Annotated in this window: 14 protein-coding genes; 11 read left to right on the forward strand and 3 right to left on the reverse strand. The window is 68.3% G+C overall.

Annotation, left to right across the window (positions count from 1 at the left end):
- The first annotated feature begins 17 nt into the window (after positions 1-17).
- Positions 18-1,340 (forward strand): aminotransferase class V-fold PLP-dependent enzyme, encoded by a 1,323-nt coding sequence (locus tag KIT25_18285; GenBank protein UYN93979.1) that lies wholly within the window; start codon positions 18-20, stop codon positions 1,338-1,340.
- Between the two features lie 567 nt (positions 1,341-1,907).
- Here the strand turns inward: KIT25_18285 and KIT25_18290 are convergent.
- Positions 1,908-2,648, reverse strand: a complete 741-nt coding sequence (locus tag KIT25_18290; GenBank protein ID UYN93980.1) for a carbonic anhydrase — start codon at positions 2,646-2,648, stop codon at positions 1,908-1,910.
- Between KIT25_18290 and KIT25_18295 the strand changes: the two genes are divergently transcribed.
- Positions 2,647-3,441: an enoyl-CoA hydratase/isomerase family protein gene (locus tag KIT25_18295; GenBank protein ID UYN93981.1), complete on the forward strand. Its 795-nt coding sequence runs from the start codon at positions 2,647-2,649 to the stop codon at positions 3,439-3,441. The genes KIT25_18290 and KIT25_18295 overlap by 2 nt on opposite strands.
- The gene (locus tag KIT25_18300; protein ID UYN93982.1) at positions 3,438-3,911 is read left to right on the forward strand and encodes a hypothetical protein; all 474 of its coding nucleotides are present in this window, start codon (positions 3,438-3,440) and stop codon (positions 3,909-3,911) included. The genes KIT25_18295 and KIT25_18300 overlap by 4 nt, the downstream gene beginning before the upstream one ends.
- 37 nt (positions 3,912-3,948) lie before the next feature.
- Here KIT25_18300 and KIT25_18305 read toward each other — a convergent pair whose 3' ends face one another.
- Positions 3,949-4,692, reverse strand: coding sequence for a 2-keto-4-pentenoate hydratase (locus KIT25_18305; protein ID UYN93983.1), 744 nt, complete (start codon positions 4,690-4,692; stop codon positions 3,949-3,951).
- Between the two features lie 39 nt (positions 4,693-4,731).
- Between KIT25_18305 and KIT25_18310 the strand changes: the two genes are divergently transcribed.
- Genes KIT25_18310 through KIT25_18335 form a run of 6 tightly spaced genes read left to right on the forward strand, consistent with a single transcriptional unit; the run spans position 4,732 to position 11,912 of the window.
- Positions 4,732-5,913, forward strand: a complete 1,182-nt coding sequence (locus KIT25_18310; GenBank protein UYN93984.1) for an amidohydrolase family protein — start codon at positions 4,732-4,734, stop codon at positions 5,911-5,913.
- Entirely contained in the window at positions 5,910-6,746 is an 837-nt protein-coding gene (locus KIT25_18315; protein ID UYN93985.1) for an enoyl-CoA hydratase, read from the forward strand. Before KIT25_18310 ends, KIT25_18315 begins: the two co-directional genes overlap by 4 nt.
- A complete protein-coding gene (locus KIT25_18320; GenBank protein ID UYN93986.1) occupies positions 6,743-7,858 on the forward strand; it encodes an acyl-CoA/acyl-ACP dehydrogenase in 1,116 nt (371 codons plus the stop codon). Before KIT25_18315 ends, KIT25_18320 begins: the two co-directional genes overlap by 4 nt.
- Before the next feature lie 11 nt (positions 7,859-7,869).
- The gene (locus tag KIT25_18325; GenBank protein ID UYN93987.1) at positions 7,870-9,126 is read left to right on the forward strand and encodes an acyl-CoA dehydrogenase family protein; all 1,257 of its coding nucleotides are present in this window, start codon (positions 7,870-7,872) and stop codon (positions 9,124-9,126) included.
- Between the two features lie 48 nt (positions 9,127-9,174).
- Positions 9,175-10,512 carry a porin family protein gene (locus KIT25_18330; protein UYN93988.1) on the forward strand — a complete coding sequence of 446 codons (1,338 nt, stop codon included), beginning with the start codon at positions 9,175-9,177 and terminating at the stop codon, positions 10,510-10,512.
- 2 nt (positions 10,513-10,514) lie between these two features.
- Positions 10,515-11,912 carry a carotenoid oxygenase family protein gene (locus KIT25_18335; protein UYN93989.1) on the forward strand — a complete coding sequence of 466 codons (1,398 nt, stop codon included), beginning with the start codon at positions 10,515-10,517 and terminating at the stop codon, positions 11,910-11,912.
- Here the strand turns inward: KIT25_18335 and KIT25_18340 are convergent.
- Positions 11,909-13,159, reverse strand: a complete 1,251-nt coding sequence (locus KIT25_18340; protein UYN93990.1) for a hypothetical protein — start codon at positions 13,157-13,159, stop codon at positions 11,909-11,911. The genes KIT25_18335 and KIT25_18340 overlap by 4 nt on opposite strands.
- 104 nt (positions 13,160-13,263) lie before the next feature.
- Here KIT25_18340 and KIT25_18345 point away from each other — a divergent pair, with 104 nt between their 5' ends.
- Together KIT25_18345 and mdoH are read left to right on the forward strand one after the other, a co-directional pair.
- A complete protein-coding gene (locus KIT25_18345; protein UYN93991.1) occupies positions 13,264-14,766 on the forward strand; it encodes a glucan biosynthesis protein in 1,503 nt (500 codons plus the stop codon).
- The gene (mdoH, locus tag KIT25_18350; protein ID UYN93992.1) at positions 14,763-16,559 is read left to right on the forward strand and encodes a glucans biosynthesis glucosyltransferase MdoH; all 1,797 of its coding nucleotides are present in this window, start codon (positions 14,763-14,765) and stop codon (positions 16,557-16,559) included. The genes KIT25_18345 and mdoH overlap by 4 nt, the downstream gene beginning before the upstream one ends.
- Positions 16,560-16,588 lie beyond the last annotated feature (29 nt).

The raw sequence follows: 16,588 nt of genomic DNA on the forward strand, positions 1-16,588 counted from the left end.
TTGCCCTCACTCAGCTAATGGCAGAGCATCGCAAGCCTCGCTTGTCCCGCCAAGGGCGGCGGACCTACGGTCCGATACTTCTGTTGATCGGAGCCCCGAGAAAAGTGAACGCCCCAGCGCCCGCCGCACCATCCTCCCAGGTCAACGCCAAGCCGCGCGGACGCCAGTTCTTCAACAATCCCGGCCCCACCAACATTCCCGACCGCATCCTGCGCGCCATGGACCGCGCGGTGTTGGACTTCATGTCGCCGGAGTTCCTCGAGATCCAGCACGCCGTCCATGCCGGCGTGAAGCGCATCGTCAGGACCGACCAGACGCTGTTCATGTACGCCTCGACCGGGCACGGCGCCTGGGAGGCCGCGATCGCCAACCTGTTCTCGCCCGGCGACACAGTGCTGGTGGTCGAGACCGGCTACTTCTCCATGGGCTGGGGTGACATGGCCCGCCAGGTCGGCGTCAGGGTCGAGACGGTGGAGGCCGATTGGCGCAAGGGCGTCGACATCGCGCGACTCGCCGAGCGCCTCGCCGCCGACAAGGCGCATGAGATCAAGGCCGTGCTTGCCGTCCACAACGAGACCGCGACCGGCATGGTGCTGCCGATGCAGGAGATCCGCCGCGCCCTCGACGAGGCGAGGCATCCGGCCCTGTTGCTCTCCGACACCATCTCCTCGCTCGCCTCGATGGAATACAAGATGGATGCCTGGGGCATCGATCTCACCGTCGGCGGTAGCCAGAAGGGCCTGATGCTGCCGACCGGTCTCGCCCTCACCGCGGTCAGCGACAAGGCGATGGCGGTGGCGCGCAAATCCAAACTGCCGAAATACTACTTCAGCTGGGAACTCATGGCCGCCCGCAAGCCGCAGCGCTTCATCGGCACCGTGCCGGTCCATTTCTTCTTCGGCCTCCAGGAGTCTATCAAGATGCTGGAGGAGGAAGGGCTCGACGCCACCTTTGCCCGCCACGCCCGGCTCGCCGAAGCGACGCGCGCCGCGGTGCGTGCCTGGGGCGGCCCGAACGGCGGCGCCGACGGCCGGGGTCCGCAGCTCTTCGGCCAAACGACCGATCGGCTCTCCAACTCCGTGACCACGATCATGATGCCGGAAGGCCACAGTTCCGACCTCATGCGCAAGGTCGCGCTGGAACGCTACAACCTGTCGCTGGGCGGCGGGCTGGGGCCGCTGATGGGCAAGGTCTTCCGCATCGGTCATATGGGCGATCTCAACGAGCCGATGCTGCTGGGCTGTCTCGCCACGACCGAACTGGCGATGAAAACGGCCGGCGTGCCCTTCGCGCCGGGCGGCGTCGATGCCGCGATCCGCTCGCTGGCCGGCGAGGCCTGACACCTCTGACCCAACGCCAGGATGTTGGGCCGGCCGAACTGGAAAACGGGAATCAATTCGGCGCCCGCCCAGATGTAGCGGTCGCTCCGCTGCCTGTCCGGGTGTCCCAAACTGTCCCACTGTCCCATCCGGTTGGGACACCTCCGACGCCGATGGCACAAGGCTTTTCGGCCCGAGTGTCCCACCGTGCGCCACCTCCCGTCCCATGGACACTTTCTGGGACACACGGTGAGACACTTGGCGGGACATTTCCCGGGACGCCGGCGTGGACACCGGGCGGGACGTCGTACGCACACGAACATGTTTCCGTGGCGGAAAGGCCGGAAAGTCGCGGCGGCGCGTCGGGAAGACGGCCAGGCAGGGGCTCGCGAAACGGAAACCCCGATGCAGGAATTGCAGAAACTCCCCGCGCCGCACTCTCCATCGCGACCGGACATGACGCTCATGGGTGCATTCTACGTCGGCGAGCAGCGGACGGCCTAATAGGGTCGATGGATTCCGGCCGATGCCGACGCCGTCTGCATCGGAGCGTCGTTCGACCCCCTGCCTTCGACGGCTATCGAAGAGTCAGAATGCGGGCTTGTGTCCGGCGAGCCGCGCCACGAGACGTTCGGGAGCGATCGCCGACAGCGCCGTGGTCGCCACTACCGCCGGCTGGAGCTGGACGCCGAGGACCGGCTCGAAGGCCGCCGCGTCGGTGTTGAAGGCGTAGAGCTGACCCTCGGTCAGGTTGAACCACCAGGCATGCAGCACCAGCGACCCCGCCGCGACGCGCTCGGCGATCCACGGAAAGGTCATGAGGTTGCGTACGCTGTTGACCGCCCCTGCCTGCTCCATCGCCCGAAGGATCTCGCCGCGCGGCCGTCCTGCCAGCTCGCGCAGCAGCAGGTCGCGCGGCTCCTTGGCGATGCTGGTCCAGGTCGACATGTAGTCGAAATGCGCGAACTGACCGGCCGCTCCGTCGACCAGCGCGGCGATGCCGCCGCACAAGGCGTGCCCCAGCACGACGATGTGCTTCACCTTGAGGCCGCGCACGGCGAACTCGATGGCGGCCGACGTGCCGTGGTGCCGCTGGTCGGGCGGTAGCTGGGCCGGCGGCACCATGGCCCCCACGTTGCGCACAGTGAAGATGTCGCCCGGCCTGGTCTGCGTCAGGATGCCGGGATCGACGCGCGCATCGGCGCAGCCCACGATCAGGATCTCGGGCGACTGGCCCTCGGTTGCGAGTTTCTCGAACAGATTGAGATGTTCGCGATAGTATCCCAGGCGGAAATCCGCGAAGCCCTTGAGGAGTCGTTCCAATGCCATGGTGGCTTCTGACATGACCCAAGAACTGCTCTACGACAAGCGCGGCGACGTGGGCTGGATCACCTTCAACCGCCCGCAGGCCCGCAACGCGCTGACCTTTGCCATGTACGAGGGGCTCGCGGAAGTCTGCGAGCGGATCGCCGGCGCGGGCGAGGTCAAGGCGCTGGTGGTCACCGGCGCGGGCGACAAGGCCTTCGCCGCCGGCACCGACATCGCCCAGTTTCGCGACTTCGAGAGCGGCGAGGACGGCATCGCCTACGAGCGCAAGATGGACCGCATCCTGGGCATCGTCGAGCGCTGCCGGGTGCCGACGGTGGCGGCCATCGCCGGCTTCTGCACCGGCGGCGGCGCCGCCATCGCCGCGGTCTGCGACTTCCGCATCGCCGCCCAAGGCGCGCAGTTCGGCTTCCCCATCGCCCGCACGCTGGGCAACTGCCTCTCCATGGGCAACTACGCCCGCCTCGTCGCCCTGGTCGGGCCGCAACGCGTGAAGGAGATGATCCTGCTTGCGAAGCTGGTCGACGCGCAAACCGCCCTGTCGATCGGGCTGGTGAGCGAGCTGCTGCCCGATGTCGCGTCGCTGCACGCGCGCGCCATGGAACTGGCAAGAACCCTGGCCGGCCATGCACCCATCACCCTGCAGGTCACCAAGGAGGCCTTGCGCCGCCTGCAGGAAAAGATGGGCGAAGCCGACATCGACGACCTGATCCGCGCGACCTACGGCAGCGCCGACTTTCGCGAGGGCATGGAGGCGTTCCTTTCCAAGCGCGCGCCGAAATGGAGCGGGCGATGACGCGATCGGCTATGATGCGGCTTCAGGAAATGGGGGAGTACATGCGCGGTTTCGGTCGGATACTGGTGGCCCTCGGTCTCTGTGCGGCGCTGACCGCCTGCAGCAGGGACAATTTCGACGCTGTGGCCAAGAAGGAAGATCTGATGATCGCCGCGGGCTTCCGCTTCCTGCCCGCCAACACGCCCGAGCGCCAAGCCCTCTTCCGCCAGTTGCCGCCGCACCGCTTCCTCAAGGAGATCAAGGGCGACCGGCTGATCTACATCTATCCGGACCCGACGGTTTGCGTCTGCCTCTACATCGGCAACGAAAAGGCCTATTCCGCCTATCGCCGGATGATGTTCGAGCGGAACCTCGCCGACGAGCGGGCGACGACCGCACAGGCACTCAACGACTTCAGCTGGAACTGGGCGCCCTGGGCGTCCGGCTTCCCGTACGGCTGGCCCTACACCGATTCGATCTACATGTACTGATTCAGGAAAAAGCGGAAAAGTCGCCTTCTGCCTGCCATCAGAACGTTGCCTCGACGCTTCCCAGGCCGACGAACTCGCCGAGCGCCCTCGTGCCCGGCGGGAAGTATCGCAGGCCGGTCCACGAGCCGGTCGTGATCGCCTGATCGCGGCGAATGCCGCCGCGCAGGCGCACGGCATGGTCGATCATCCAGGCCAGCGGTCGCACCGGATCGACCGCACCCAGCCCGCCCTGCTGGTCGACAACCGGCTGGCCGTCGATCGTCAGCCTGACCCGAAGTCCGGCCCAGTCGAGCGACCGCCAATCGGGCACGCTGTCGCCGACGACCAGCGCATGGTTCATCTGGTTGTCGGCCAGCAGCCATTCGGGATCGGCCTTGTCGAAATCGGCGAGGCGCGTGTCGACCACCTCCATGCCGACAAACGCGTCGCCGATCGCGGCCAGCGCCTCGTCGCGGCCGACCGGCGCGCCGCGCGGGGCGATGTCGCGCACGACATGAAAGGAGATCTCGGTCTCGATGCCGATCATGTGCATCGCCTTGCCGTCGAACGATGCGGGTGACCGGGCCAGCGTGCCGGCGAGCAGCGGCGCGCAATTGGGTTCGGCGGTCGGCGTGCGCGCGCCGACCTTCCAGCCCGACACCGGCCCGGTCTCGCGCGCGACGCCGTCCTGAATGGCATAGACCGCAGAGCGATCCGGCAGCGCGAACGGCGGCGCCACCTGCTTGCCGGAACGGCGCGCCTCGAGGAGGAGCCGCACGGCGTGGGAAATGTCGGGGCTCATGCTAGTCTCCCGCAAACGACAAGCGTTCCGGAGAGGAAGATGCCCTACGCCAGCGGCCGCGTCATTCACGATGCCGATGCGCACATCATGGAGGTGCCGGGCTTCCTCGACGACCATCTCGATGCAAGGTCGCGCGCCAAGGTGACGGACGCTGTGCTGTTCCCGCGCCGCGGCGGCTTTCACAGCCATCTGAGCGAGGAGCACCGTCGCAAGACCGCGCTGATGCCGTTCGACGAATCGCGCATCATGCTGGCCAAGAACTGGGACGCGCTCGGCTCCTGGCGCAAGCAGGACCGGCCGCGCTCGATCGACCTCCTGGGTTTCTCGAGCCAGCTCATGTTCACCACGGCGTTGCTCAACTACTCGAACGTGCTGGAAGGCGGCCGCGATCCCGAGCTCGCCTATGCCGTCGCGCGCGCCCACGCGCGGCACATGGTGGAATTCTGCAGCGTCGACAGGCGGCTGCTACCGACGGCTTACGTGCCGCTGATCGACTTCGAGAAGACGGCGGCCTGCGCCCGCGAGGCGATCGAGGCCGGCGCCAAGGCACTAATGATCCCCTCGCGCTGTCCCGACGCCCATTCGCCGAGCCATGTCGGCTTCGATCCGCTGTGGGCGACGGCCCAGGAAGCAGGCCTGCCGATCGTGTTCCATGTCGGCGGCGGCGGGAAGCTCCTGGAGGCCGCCTATTTCAACAACGGTCTGCCGCCGGTGCCCGACTTCCACGGCGGCGACGACAATTTCAAGTCGATCGACTACATGGCCATCGCCTATCCGCCCATGAAGGCCTTGACGGCGCTGATCGTCGACCGCGTGCTCGACCGCTTCCCGCGGCTGAAGTTCGGCGTCATCGAGCAGGGTGCGTCGTGGGTGCCGGGCTGGATGCGCAACATGGATAGCGCCCACAACGCCTTCTACAAGAACGAGGAGCGGCTGCAGAAGATGTCGCTCAGGCCCAGCGAGTTCGTCGCCCGCCAGGTCCGGGTCACGCCCTATCCTCACGAGGACACCGGCTGGATCATCGCCAACTCGGGCGACGAGATCTGCCTCTTCTCGTCCGACTATCCGCATGTCGAGGGCGGTCGCCACCCGATCAAGCGCTTCGAAGCCTCGATGGAGAAGGCCGGCATCGGCGAGGCGCAGAGGCAACGCTTCTACTGCGACAACTTCGTCGACCTGATGGGCGCCGGGCTGGCGCCGGAACTGAGGAAGGCGGCATGAGGACCTACGGCACGCTTCTCCAGGAGCAGTCCGGCGCGGTGCGCAGGATCACCACCAACCGGCCCGACGTACTGAACGCGCAGAGCCGCATCCTGCTCGAGGAGTTGGACGACGCCTTCAAGCGCGCCGTCGACGACGAGTCGGTGCGGGTGATCATCCTGGCCGGTGCCGGCAAGCACTTCTCGGCGGGTCACGACCTCGGCAGCCCGCAGGAGATGGAGGACCAGAAGAAGGCGGCGCTCGAGGCCGGCTTCAAGGGCGAGTACCGCCGCATCTTCGAGCGGTTCTTCGAGAACACCATGCGCTGGCGCGACCTGCCCAAGCCGACCATCGCCCAGGTCCAGGGTTATTGCATCATGGGAGGCATGATGATCGCCTCAGCCTGCGACCTGATCATCGCCAGCGACGATGCGCTGTTCGCCGACCGCGCCGTGCGCTGGGGCGGCGCGCACGTCCAGTATTTCTCGATGCCGTGGGATCTCGGCCCGCGCAAGGCCAAGGAGTTCCTCTTCACCGGCGACTTCATTACCGCCGCCCAGGCCGAAAAGGCCGGCTTGGTGAACCGAGTCGTGCCGCGCGCCGATCTCGAGGAGGAAACCATGGTGCTGGCCCAGCGCATCGCCGAGCGCGATCCGTTCGCTCTCAAGTTCGCCAAGGCGTCGGTCAACGAGACCATGGACGCGCAGGGCTTCCGGCAGGCCATGGAGGGCGCCTTCAAGAACTACATGATGACCATCCCGCATCGCATCGAGATGGGCACCTACGGGCCGAAGGCGCGCGAGAAGGCGCCGAAGGACCGCTTCGCCGTGTTGAACCAGAAGAGCAAGCCATGAAGTTCAGTTTTTCGCCCGAGCAGGAAGAGTTCCGTTCCAACCTGCGCCGCTTCCTCGCCGACCGGTCGTCGACCAAGGAGGTGCGACGGCTGATGGAGACCGAGGCCGGATACGAGCGTGCGGCTTGGCAGAAAATGAACGTCGATCTGGGCCTGACGGCAGTGCGCATTCCCGAGGCCTATGGCGGCCAGGGCTTCGGCTTCGGCGAGCAGGCCATCGTGCTCGAGGAGATGGGCCGCGCGCTCGCCTGCGCCCCCTACTTCTCGACGGCCGTGCTGGCGGCGGGCGCGATCCTCAACGCGGGCAGCGAGGCCGACAAGAGGGCGCTGCTGCCGGGCATCGCGTCGGGCGAGACGGTGGCGACGCTCGCCTGGGTCGAGGACAACGGCCGCTGGGATGCCGAGGGAACGACGTTGAAGGCGGCTTCGTCGGGCGGCGGCTGGACGCTCGATGGCCACAAGAGCTTCGTGCTGGACGGCCATACCGCCGACCTGATCGTCGTCCTGGCCCGGGCGCCGCAGGGGCCGACTCTCTTCACCGTCGCGGGCGACGCACGGGGACTGGCGCGCCGCGCTGTCGAGGCCATGGATCCGACGCGCAAGATGGCGCGGCTCGAATTCAACGGTGTTTCCGCCCGGCTGCTGGGCGAGGCAGGGCAGGCGGCGGCGGCCTTCGCGCGGACCATGGACGAGGCAGCCATCCTGCTCGCCAACGAGATGGCGGGCGGCGCCGAGCGGCTGCGCGAGGACGCGCTCGCCTACGCCCGCATGCGCATGCAGTTCGGCCGGCCGATCGCCTCGTTCCAGTCGATGAAGCACAAGCAGGCCGACATGCTTGTCGATGTCGAGCTCGCCAAGTCGGCGGCCTACTATGCCGCCGCCGCGCTCGATGAGGGCGACAGCGACATCCCCGCCATCGCCTGCCTCGCCAAGGCGCAGGCCAGCGAGGCCTACCTGCAGACGGCGATCCACGCCATCCAGATCCACGGCGGCATCGGCTTCACCTGGGACAACGACACCCATCTCTGGTTCAAGCGCGCCAAGGCCTCCGAGGTGTTCCTGGGCGACGCCACGCATCATCGAGAGCTGATGATGCAGCGCTGGGCCGCGTGAGGGAGGAAGCGATGACCGAACTCACCGAAGCCTCCGTCCGCGCCGAGGTCCGCGCCTGGCTCGCGGCCAACTGGAATCCCGACCTCGGCCTCGTCGAATGGCGCAACAAGCTGATCGATTCGGGCTGGGGCGTACCCGGCTGGCCGAGGCAATGGTACGGCCGCGACTTGTCACCCGGCCTCGTGCCGGCGGTCGAGGAAGAGATCCAGAAGAGCGGCGCCATCGGCGTCGCCAAGGCCGGCATCCGTACCCTGGCGGCCGCCACCATCCTGGCGCACGGCACCGACCTGCATAAGCAGAAGTTCCTGCGCCGCATCCTCACCGGCGAGGACACCTGGTGCCAACTCTTCAGCGAGCCCGGCAGCGGCTCGGACGTGGCGGGCGCCGTGACGCGCGCGGAGCTTCGCGGCAACAAGTGGGTGGTGAACGGCCAGAAGGTGTGGACGACCAGCGCGCACCATGCCGACTACGGCCTGCTGCTCGCCCGCACCGACTGGGACAAGCCCAAGCACAAGGGCCTCTCCTACTTCATCATCGACATGCACCAGCCCGGCGTGAAGGTGCAGCCGTTGAAGCAGATGAACGGCCACGCCTCCTTCAACCAGGTGTTCATGACCGACGCCGAGGTGATGCCGGAGTTCCTGGTCGCCAATGTCGGCGACGGCTGGCAGGTGACGACCACGACCTTGATGCACGAGCGGCGCGGCGCCGATGCGCTCAGGAGCTGGGCCGTCGGCTCGACCCGCGAGGGCCGCGCCTATGACGAGGAGCGCGCCGAGATCGCCACGGTGATGGAGCCCTACAAGTGGTATCCGCAACGCGCCGGCCGCGTCGACCTGATCCTGACGCGCGCGCGCGAGACCGGGCGCATCGACGATCCCGTGCTGCGCCAGGAGATCGCGAGAGTGCTGATCATGTCGAAGTCGGCCGAATGGCTGGCGCGGCGCGCCCGCACGGCGCAGGAACTCGGCCGGCCGCAGGGACCGGAAGGGTCGCTCGGCAAGCTGATCGCGAGCAATGTCGCGCGCGCCGCGGCGAGGGTGCACACGCAGATCTCGGGCGCCGACGCGCTGCTCAGCGGCGACGACGGCCCGATGAAGGGCGTGATCGCCGAGATCCTGGTCTCGGTACCGGCGACGTCGATCGCGGGCGGCACCGACGAGATCCAGCGCAACATCATCGCCGAGCGCGTGCTGAAGATGCCCCGGGAGCCGAGCATCGACACCGACAAGCCGTTCCGCGACGTGCCGCGCAACACCGTCTCCTAGCCGCGAGATGCCATGCCAGGCCAGGCGGGTTGTGATAGTGTGCCCGTCGTGCTCCTCAGGCTTGTTGCATTCACACTGACGGCAGCCGCGGCGCCTTTCGTCGGTGCCGGCGCGCAGGATCGCGCGCGCGCCGTCGACATACCGGCCAGCGCCTTCGGCCCGAGTTGGACCGGCTTCTATGTCGGTGCAGGTTTCGGCGCCGGTGCCCTGGAAAGCGCCGTGACGTCCACCGGCACCGTCGGCCTGACGGTCGACCGCAGCGCCGGCTCGGGCATCCTTGCCGCGGTCTATGGCGGCGTCGACTACCAGCTCCTGCCGCGCGCGCTGGTCGGCATCCTCGTCGAGGGCACCTGGTCGAACATCGGCGGCTCGGCATCCGCCCAGGCGCCGGGTGTGTCGGCCAGCCTGACGCGCAAGGCCGACTTCGGGTGGAGCGCGCTGGTGCGCGCTGGCGTGCTGGCGCATCCCACGACCCTGCTCTACCTGATCGGCGGCTACAGCGGCCAGAATTTGCGCACCGACGGCACGGCGCTCGCCGGCGGCGCCCTGGCGGGCTTCTCGCGCAACGAGTACTTCAACGGCTGGACGATCGGCACCGGCGTGGAGACGCGGCTGGGCGGCGGCTGGTCGACCAAGCTCGAATACCGCTACACGCAGTTCGAATCGAAAGCCGCGCCCGGCACGTCCTTCGTCGTCCAGCCGACCACGCACACCGCCCGCGTCGGCCTTACCTACAAGTTCGGCAGCTTTGGCGACGACGCGGCCGCCGGCGTTGCCGGCGAGAGTCCGGCGCGCGACTGGACCGGCATCTATCTCGGCGCCGGCGCCGGCGCGAGCGCCTCGATCAACCGCCTCGACGCCAGCTTCGGCAATGCGTCGAGCTCGCTCGACGCGGGCGGCCACGCGCTGCTGGGCACGGTGTTCGCCGGCTACGATTTTCATGTCGCGCCGCGATTGGTGCTCGGCGTGCTGGGCGACCTGACCTGGACCGGCCCCCAGTCGCTGCAGACCCTGAATGCCGGCGGCGGCACCTTCACCATCACGTCGCGCACCAACATGTCGTGGGACGCGCTGGCGCGCGTCGGCTTCCTGCCGTCGCCATCGACGCTGCTTTACGCGGCGGGCGGATACACGGGCGAGCACGTCACGACGACCGCGTCCGCGTCGGTCGGCGGCTTCAACGCGAGCGCAACCCAGGACGACGTCGTCAACGGCTGGACCGTCGGGCCGGGCGTCGAGACGGTCATCTTCGGCGGCTGGACGACGAGGCTCGAATATCGCTACAGCCGGTTCGAGCGCAAGGCGGTGACGGCCGGGACCAGCGTGCAGCCGTCGATGCACACGGTGCGCGCCGGCCTCGCCTACAAGTTCGGCGCCGGCAAATAGGAATGGCGGCGCATTCCTGGAGCGAAGGCTTCGTCTCGCTCGAGGACGAGCACGACCATCGCATCGACGATATCGACGGGACCGTTCCGCCGTCGCTGCGCGGCACGCTCTACCGCAACGGCGCGGGGCGCAACCAGCTCGCCGGCGACTGGTTCGCCCACTGGTTCGACGGCGACGGCATGGTGCAGGCCATCCGCTTCGACGGAGCGGGCGTGCACTACCGCAACCGTTATGTGCGGACCCCGAACTACCTCGAGGAGACCGCCGCCGGTCGGATCCGCCGGCGCGGCTTCGGCAAGATGCGCCCCGGCGGCATGCTCGCCAACGCCTTCCGCCGGCCGGCCAACGTTTCCAACACCTCGGTCGTCGTGCAGGACGGCAGGCTGCTGTCGCTGTGGGAAGGCGGCCCGCCCTTCGAACTCGACGGTGAGACGCTGGAGACGCGCGGGGTCGCCGACTTCGGCGGGACCGTCGAAGCCTTCTCCGCCCACCCCAAGATCGATCCGGCGACGGGCGAGCTGTTCAATTTCGGCATCGACTACGGCCCACGCACGACACTTACGCCCTATCGCGTCAAGGATGGCCGCGTCGTGTGCCTGCCGACGGTGACGCTGCCCTACCCGGTGATGAACCACGATTTCGTGCTGACCGAGCATTACCTGGTGTTCTGCCTCGGGCCGATCCTCGTGCGCACACAGTCGGTGATGCTCGGTTTATCGAGCTTCGACGCCGCGCTGCACTGGGAGCCGTCGAAGCCGACCCTGATCCTGCTGGTGCCACGCGACGGACGCGGGCCGACCCGCATCGTCGAGACCGAGCCCTTCTTCCAGTTCCACTTCGCCAACGGCTACGAGGACGACGGCGCGATCGTGGTCGATCTCGCGCGCTATCCTGACTATCTCACCATCGGCCAGGCGTTGCGCGACTACTGGCGCTCGCCCTGGCCCGCGCAGGGCATGGCCGCCCTGACCCGACTGCGCATCGATCCTGCGGCCGGCCGGGTCGAGGCGCGCGACTACGGCTGCGGCACGGCCAACGAATTCCCGCGCATCAACCCGGCCTTCGCGGGTCGCCGCTACCGCTACGGCTATGTCGCCTGCAATCCCGCCGCCAGCACGCAAGGCCTGCAGCAGCGCATCGCCAAGGTCGACCTGGAAAGCGGGGCGGCGGGTCTTCACGACGTGGGACCAGACCGCTTCGTCGGCGAGCCGGTCTTCGTGCCGACCGGCACCGATGGCGAGGACGACGGCGTGATCGTCGCGCTGGTCTTCGATTCGACCCGCAAGCGCACCGACATCGTCGGGCTCGACGCGCGCGACATGGCGGCGCGGCCGCTCTTCACCGCGCGGCTGCCGTATCACGTTCCGTACTCCCTGCACGGCTTCTTCGCCGCCGCCTAGCGACAGGCCTCGCGCACCGCCGGAACCAGGGCGTCGGCGAAGCGCCTGGCGCCGCGCGCGGAGAAATGTCCGTTGTCGACGAAATCGTCCGGGCCGAACGTGTCGGGCGGCACGATGACGACGCTGTCGCCGAGGGCCGTCGCCGTCTCGGCGAGCACGCGGTTGAGGGTCTGCAGCATCGGCCATACGTCGCGATCGCGCACCAGGGGCAGCCAGCCGTAGCGGCCGTCGCCGGCCAGGCGCTCGCGGTTGACGAGCTGGCCGACCCAGACGGTCGCCACGCCGCGCTCGCGGTTGATCCGCGAGATCGACTGCACGTTGCGCCGAAACAGCGCGGTCAGCGCCGGATCGTCGCCCGAGCGCGGCGGGTAGGCATAGGGATCGACGGCATATCGGACCGTGTCGACCTCGGCGCTCAGCACGCGCGCCAGCACCGTCAGCAAGGGCGAGAAGGTCACGTTGCCGCCGCCGACGCGCCGCACCTTGAGCGAATCGACCTGGCTCGGCAGATGGAAGTCGGCATAGGCCGGATCGAGGGCGGGGATGTGCGCGTTACGCAGGTCGTTCCAGCCGACGTAGTAGACCGCGCAGGACGGGAGCCGTCCGAACTTCTCCTGGTAGAAGGCCGTCTGAAGGAGATGCTCCACCGTCGTGTAACCCGGCACGCCATGATTGACGACGAAGTAGCGCGCGCGGCCCAACGCCTCGTTGAGGCGGTCGCTCCAGGTGTCACCCTCGCCGACACCGATGTCGTAGCCGGTCGAGCCGCCATAGGTCGCCACGACGGTGCGTCCCGCGAGGCCGCCCGGCCCCGGATCCCGGCCGCGCGTGCCTTGCGAGCTGTGGCGGATCGCGAGGCCGTTGGAACTGACGATGTCCAGCGACGGGATGGGAACGACCTGCAGCAGCGCATGCCAGGCAAAGCGCTGGGGCTCGGCGCGGGATGGCGGCAGCAAGCCGGGAGACGCCAGCCCCCAGCACAGGTCGATCGCGCCGAGCACGAGGAGCGTGCCGGCGATCCGCGGCCAACGCACCGCGGCGAGCGCGACGGCGAACAGGATCGCGACATAGAGCAGGTAGATTGCACGCGGACCGGTCGGCGCGAGCTCACCGGCCGCGGCGAACCAAAGCGCGGCAGCGGCGGTCGCGATCAAGCCCGCGCCGCCGAGAGAGGCAGGAATCGCCCGGTCGAACCGGCGTGGTCGTGTCACGCCCCAGTAGGACGCCAGGCGGGAAAGCAGAGGCAAGAAGGCACCGATCGAATCGCCGTCGCGCGAGCTTAGAGACGTTTGCGCGCCGCGCCTAGCGTGCCGGCAACCCGCGAGCAGTCAGGGACGTTCAAGCGGGCGACATGCAGTCCGCCGTGGCGCTATTCCTCGCATTGCTCGTTGCCTGCTCGCTCGCCGCGCCGCCGTCTCGCGCCCAGGACGGCATCTTCACCTTCGCCTCGGTCGAGGCGATGGCGGCCAAGCTGGCGGGCGAGCCCTATCGCGAATCGAAGTCCATCGCCGGTCCGATGCGGGAGCTTGGCTACGACCAGTATCGGGCCCTGCGCTGGCGCACCGACACCGCGGTGTGGAGAGACGCGAACAGCCCCTTTCGCGTGGAGTTCTTCCCCGCAGGGTTCATCTATGACAAGCCCGTGGCGATTTCCGTCATCGAGGACGGAACCGTCCGGCCGGTCGGACTCTCGCCTGACAATTTCGACTTCAGCGACACCGGATTGAAGGCACCGCCCGGCGAACTCGCGCTGGCGGGCTTTCGCATCACCCACCCGTTGCACGGTCCGGACAAGTTCGACGAGATCGTGTCCTTCCTCGGCGCCAGCTACTTTCGTGCCATCGGTCGCGGCCAGGTCTACGGAACCTCGATCCGGGGCCTCGCCGTCGATACCGCCTCGGGACGACCCGAGGAGTTCCCGGCTTTTCGCGAGTTCTGGATCCTGAAGCCGGGCAAGGACGCGGCAAGCGTCACGGTCTGGGCACTGCTCGACTCGCCCTCCGTCGCCGGCGCCTTCTCGTTCGTCATAAGGCCCGGCAAGCGCACCGTGGTCGACACGCATGCCATCCTCCACCTCCGCCGCGACGTCGGCACCCTCGGGATCGCGCCGCTGACGTCCATGTACTTCGCCGGCAAGACGGCGCCGTCGCGCGACGACTATCGACCCGAGATCCACGATGCCGACGGCCTCGCCCTGCACACCGGCAAGGGCGAGCACATCTGGCGGCCGCTCTCGAACCCGTCGTCCCTGGCGGTTTCCTCCTTTGCCGACACCAACCCGCGGGGCTTCGGGCTGCTGCAGCGCGAGCGCGACTTCGTCCACTACCAGGACACCGGCGCCAACCTGCAGGATCGGCCGAGCATCTGGATCGAACCGAAGGACGACTGGGGCGACGGCGAGGTCCGGCTGGTCGAGATCCCCAGCCAGGCGGAGACCAACGACAATGTCGTCGCCTTCTGGGTATCGCGATGGCCCGCGAAGCAGCGTGAGCGCAAGGAGTATCGCTACAGGGTCTTCGCGCTCGCCGACGAGCCGGCATCGACGGCATTGGCCCGGGTCGTCGCCACGCGATCCGGTGCCGTGCCCGACTCGCCGCGTCAACGCCGTCTGGTCGTCGAGTTCGCCGGCGGCGAGCTCGAGGGCATGGCCGCGGCCCAGCCGGTCACGGCCAACGTGTCGCTGACGACCGGCAGGCTCATGCGAACCTACGTCGAGCCCCTTCCGGCGCGGGCGCGCTGGCGGGTGTTCATCGACTTCGAGCCCGACGGCAGGAAGCCCACCGACCTGCGCGCGACCCTCGAATTGCGCGGCACGACTCTCACCGAGACCTGGATCCACACCTGGCGGCCATGAACGGCGCCGGCGATCCCTGGTGCCTCGACCGTTTCGCCGAGCGCGCGGGCTGGCGCCGCCTGCTCGTCCTGGTCCTGGTCGCCGTCACGACGACCGCCGGCACGTTCCTGGCCTCGACGATCGTCGGCGCCCGCGGTCCCGAGTTCCTCAAGATCGCCTTCCTGCCCGTCTTCGCGCTGGTGTTCGCCTGGATCGCCCTTTCCTTCTGGACCGGCGTCCTGGGGTTCGTGCTGGGCGCGCTGCGGCTGCACCCGCTCTCGCTGCGCCGCGCGGGTCCGACGGAGGGCGCGCCGCCGCTCCTGCGGCAGCGTACCGCCGTCCTCATCCCCGTCTACAACGAGGCGCCGGCCGAAGTCTTCGCGCGGATTGCCGTCATGCACCGCTCGCTCGAGGCGACCGGCCAGCTTCATGCGTTCGACTTCTTCGTCCTGAGCGACACCCGCGACGCCTCCATCGCGCACGACGAGGAGCGAATCTGGCGGCGCGTGCGCGGCGAGCTCGGCGCCGAGGACAGGCTGTTCTACCGCCGGCGGCCGTCGAACGAAGGCCGCAAAGCCGGGAACATCGCCGAATGGGTGACGTCGCGGAGCACCGGCTATCCACACATGGTGGTTCTCGATGCCGACAGTCTCGTCCAGGGCACCACCCTTGTGCGGCTCGCGGCGCTGATGGAGGCCAGCCCCCGCACGGGGATCATCCAGACCCACATCGTGCCCGCCGGTCGCGAGACCCTGTTCGCCCGCGCGCTGCAGTTCTCCAGCCGATTGACCGGCGCGATGCTCGCCGTGGGAACCAGCTTCTGGCAGGCGAGCGAGGCCAACTACTATGGGCACAACGCCATCCTTCGGACGTCGGCGTTCGCCCGCTTGTGCCGGCTGCCGACGCTCGAGGGGCAGCCTCCGCTGGGCGGCGAGATCCTCAGCCACGATTTCGTCGAAGCGGCCTTCCTGCGACGCGGCGGATGGTACTGCTGGTTGCTGCCCGAGCTGCGCGGCAGTTACGAGGAGTTGCCGACCAACCTGCTCGACTACGCGGTGCGCGACCGGCGCTGGGTGCAGGGCAATCTCCAGCACGCCCGCCTGCTCGGCGCGCCGGGCCTGCACTGGATGAGCAGGCTGCATCTCGGGATGGGCATATTCTCCTATCTGGCTTCACCGCTCTGGCTCGCGCTTCTCATGCTGAGCTCGGCGATGGTCGTCGATCGTCAACTGACGGGCGAAGTCTACTTCGGTCCAACGCGGTCGCTGTTTCCCAACTGGCCGCAGTATCACTGGCCGGAGATCTACGGGCTGCTCGGCTTCACGCTCGTCCTGCTGCTCGGACCGAAGTCGCTGTCGCTGATCCTGCGCCTGGGCTCGACGCGTTCGGCGCGGCGCTTCGGCGGACGGGCCGCCCTGATCGTCAGCTTCATTTTCGAAGTCGTCCTGTCGACTCTCCTGGCGCCGGTGTTGATGCTGTTTCACACGACGTTCGTCGCACGCATCCTGGCCGGGAACGCGGTGGGCTGGCCCCCTCAGCCGCGAGGCGACCGTGACACGCCCTGGCCGGTCGCACTCCGGCGTCATGCCGGCCACGTACTGACGGGCTTGGCGGCCCTGGTCGCGCTCGGCCTGCTCGCGCCCGGTTATGTACCGTGGATCCTGCCCGTCGTCAGCGGATTGCTTCTCTCGGTGCCGTTGGCGGTCCTGTCGAGCAAGCGTCGCGTGGGCACGATCGCGCGCCATCTCGGAGTCTTCGTCACGCCCGAGGAGACCGCGCCGATCGACGTTCGTCGCATTCTTCACGTTCCCTGAGACCGGTCACGGCTTTGCCTCAGGCACGC

Origin of the sequence: Enhydrobacter sp., from assembly GCA_025808875.1 — a bacterium.
In the GTDB taxonomy this organism is placed as follows: Bacteria; Pseudomonadota; Alphaproteobacteria; order Reyranellales; family Reyranellaceae; genus Reyranella.

What these genes read in the sequence shown, in the direction of transcription:
- KIT25_18285 (UYN93979.1), top strand. Translation starts at nt 18, where the DNA reads ATGGCAGAGCATCGCAAGCCTCGCTTGTCCCGCCAAGGGCGGCGGACC.
- KIT25_18295 (UYN93981.1), top strand. Translation starts at nt 2,647, where the DNA reads ATGGTGGCTTCTGACATGACCCAAGAACTGCTCTACGACAAGCGCGGC.
- KIT25_18290 (UYN93980.1), bottom strand. Translation starts at nt 2,648, where the DNA reads ATGGCATTGGAACGACTCCTCAAGGGCTTCGCGGATTTCCGCCTGGGA.
- KIT25_18300 (UYN93982.1), top strand. Translation starts at nt 3,438, where the DNA reads ATGACGCGATCGGCTATGATGCGGCTTCAGGAAATGGGGGAGTACATG.
- KIT25_18305 (UYN93983.1), bottom strand. Translation starts at nt 4,692, where the DNA reads ATGAGCCCCGACATTTCCCACGCCGTGCGGCTCCTCCTCGAGGCGCGC.
- KIT25_18310 (UYN93984.1), top strand. Translation starts at nt 4,732, where the DNA reads ATGCCCTACGCCAGCGGCCGCGTCATTCACGATGCCGATGCGCACATC.
- KIT25_18315 (UYN93985.1), top strand. Translation starts at nt 5,910, where the DNA reads ATGAGGACCTACGGCACGCTTCTCCAGGAGCAGTCCGGCGCGGTGCGC.
- KIT25_18320 (UYN93986.1), top strand. Translation starts at nt 6,743, where the DNA reads ATGAAGTTCAGTTTTTCGCCCGAGCAGGAAGAGTTCCGTTCCAACCTG.
- KIT25_18325 (UYN93987.1), top strand. Translation starts at nt 7,870, where the DNA reads ATGACCGAACTCACCGAAGCCTCCGTCCGCGCCGAGGTCCGCGCCTGG.
- KIT25_18335 (UYN93989.1), top strand. Translation starts at nt 10,515, where the DNA reads ATGGCGGCGCATTCCTGGAGCGAAGGCTTCGTCTCGCTCGAGGACGAG.
- KIT25_18345 (UYN93991.1), top strand. Translation starts at nt 13,264, where the DNA reads ATGCAGTCCGCCGTGGCGCTATTCCTCGCATTGCTCGTTGCCTGCTCG.
- mdoH (UYN93992.1), top strand. Translation starts at nt 14,763, where the DNA reads ATGAACGGCGCCGGCGATCCCTGGTGCCTCGACCGTTTCGCCGAGCGC.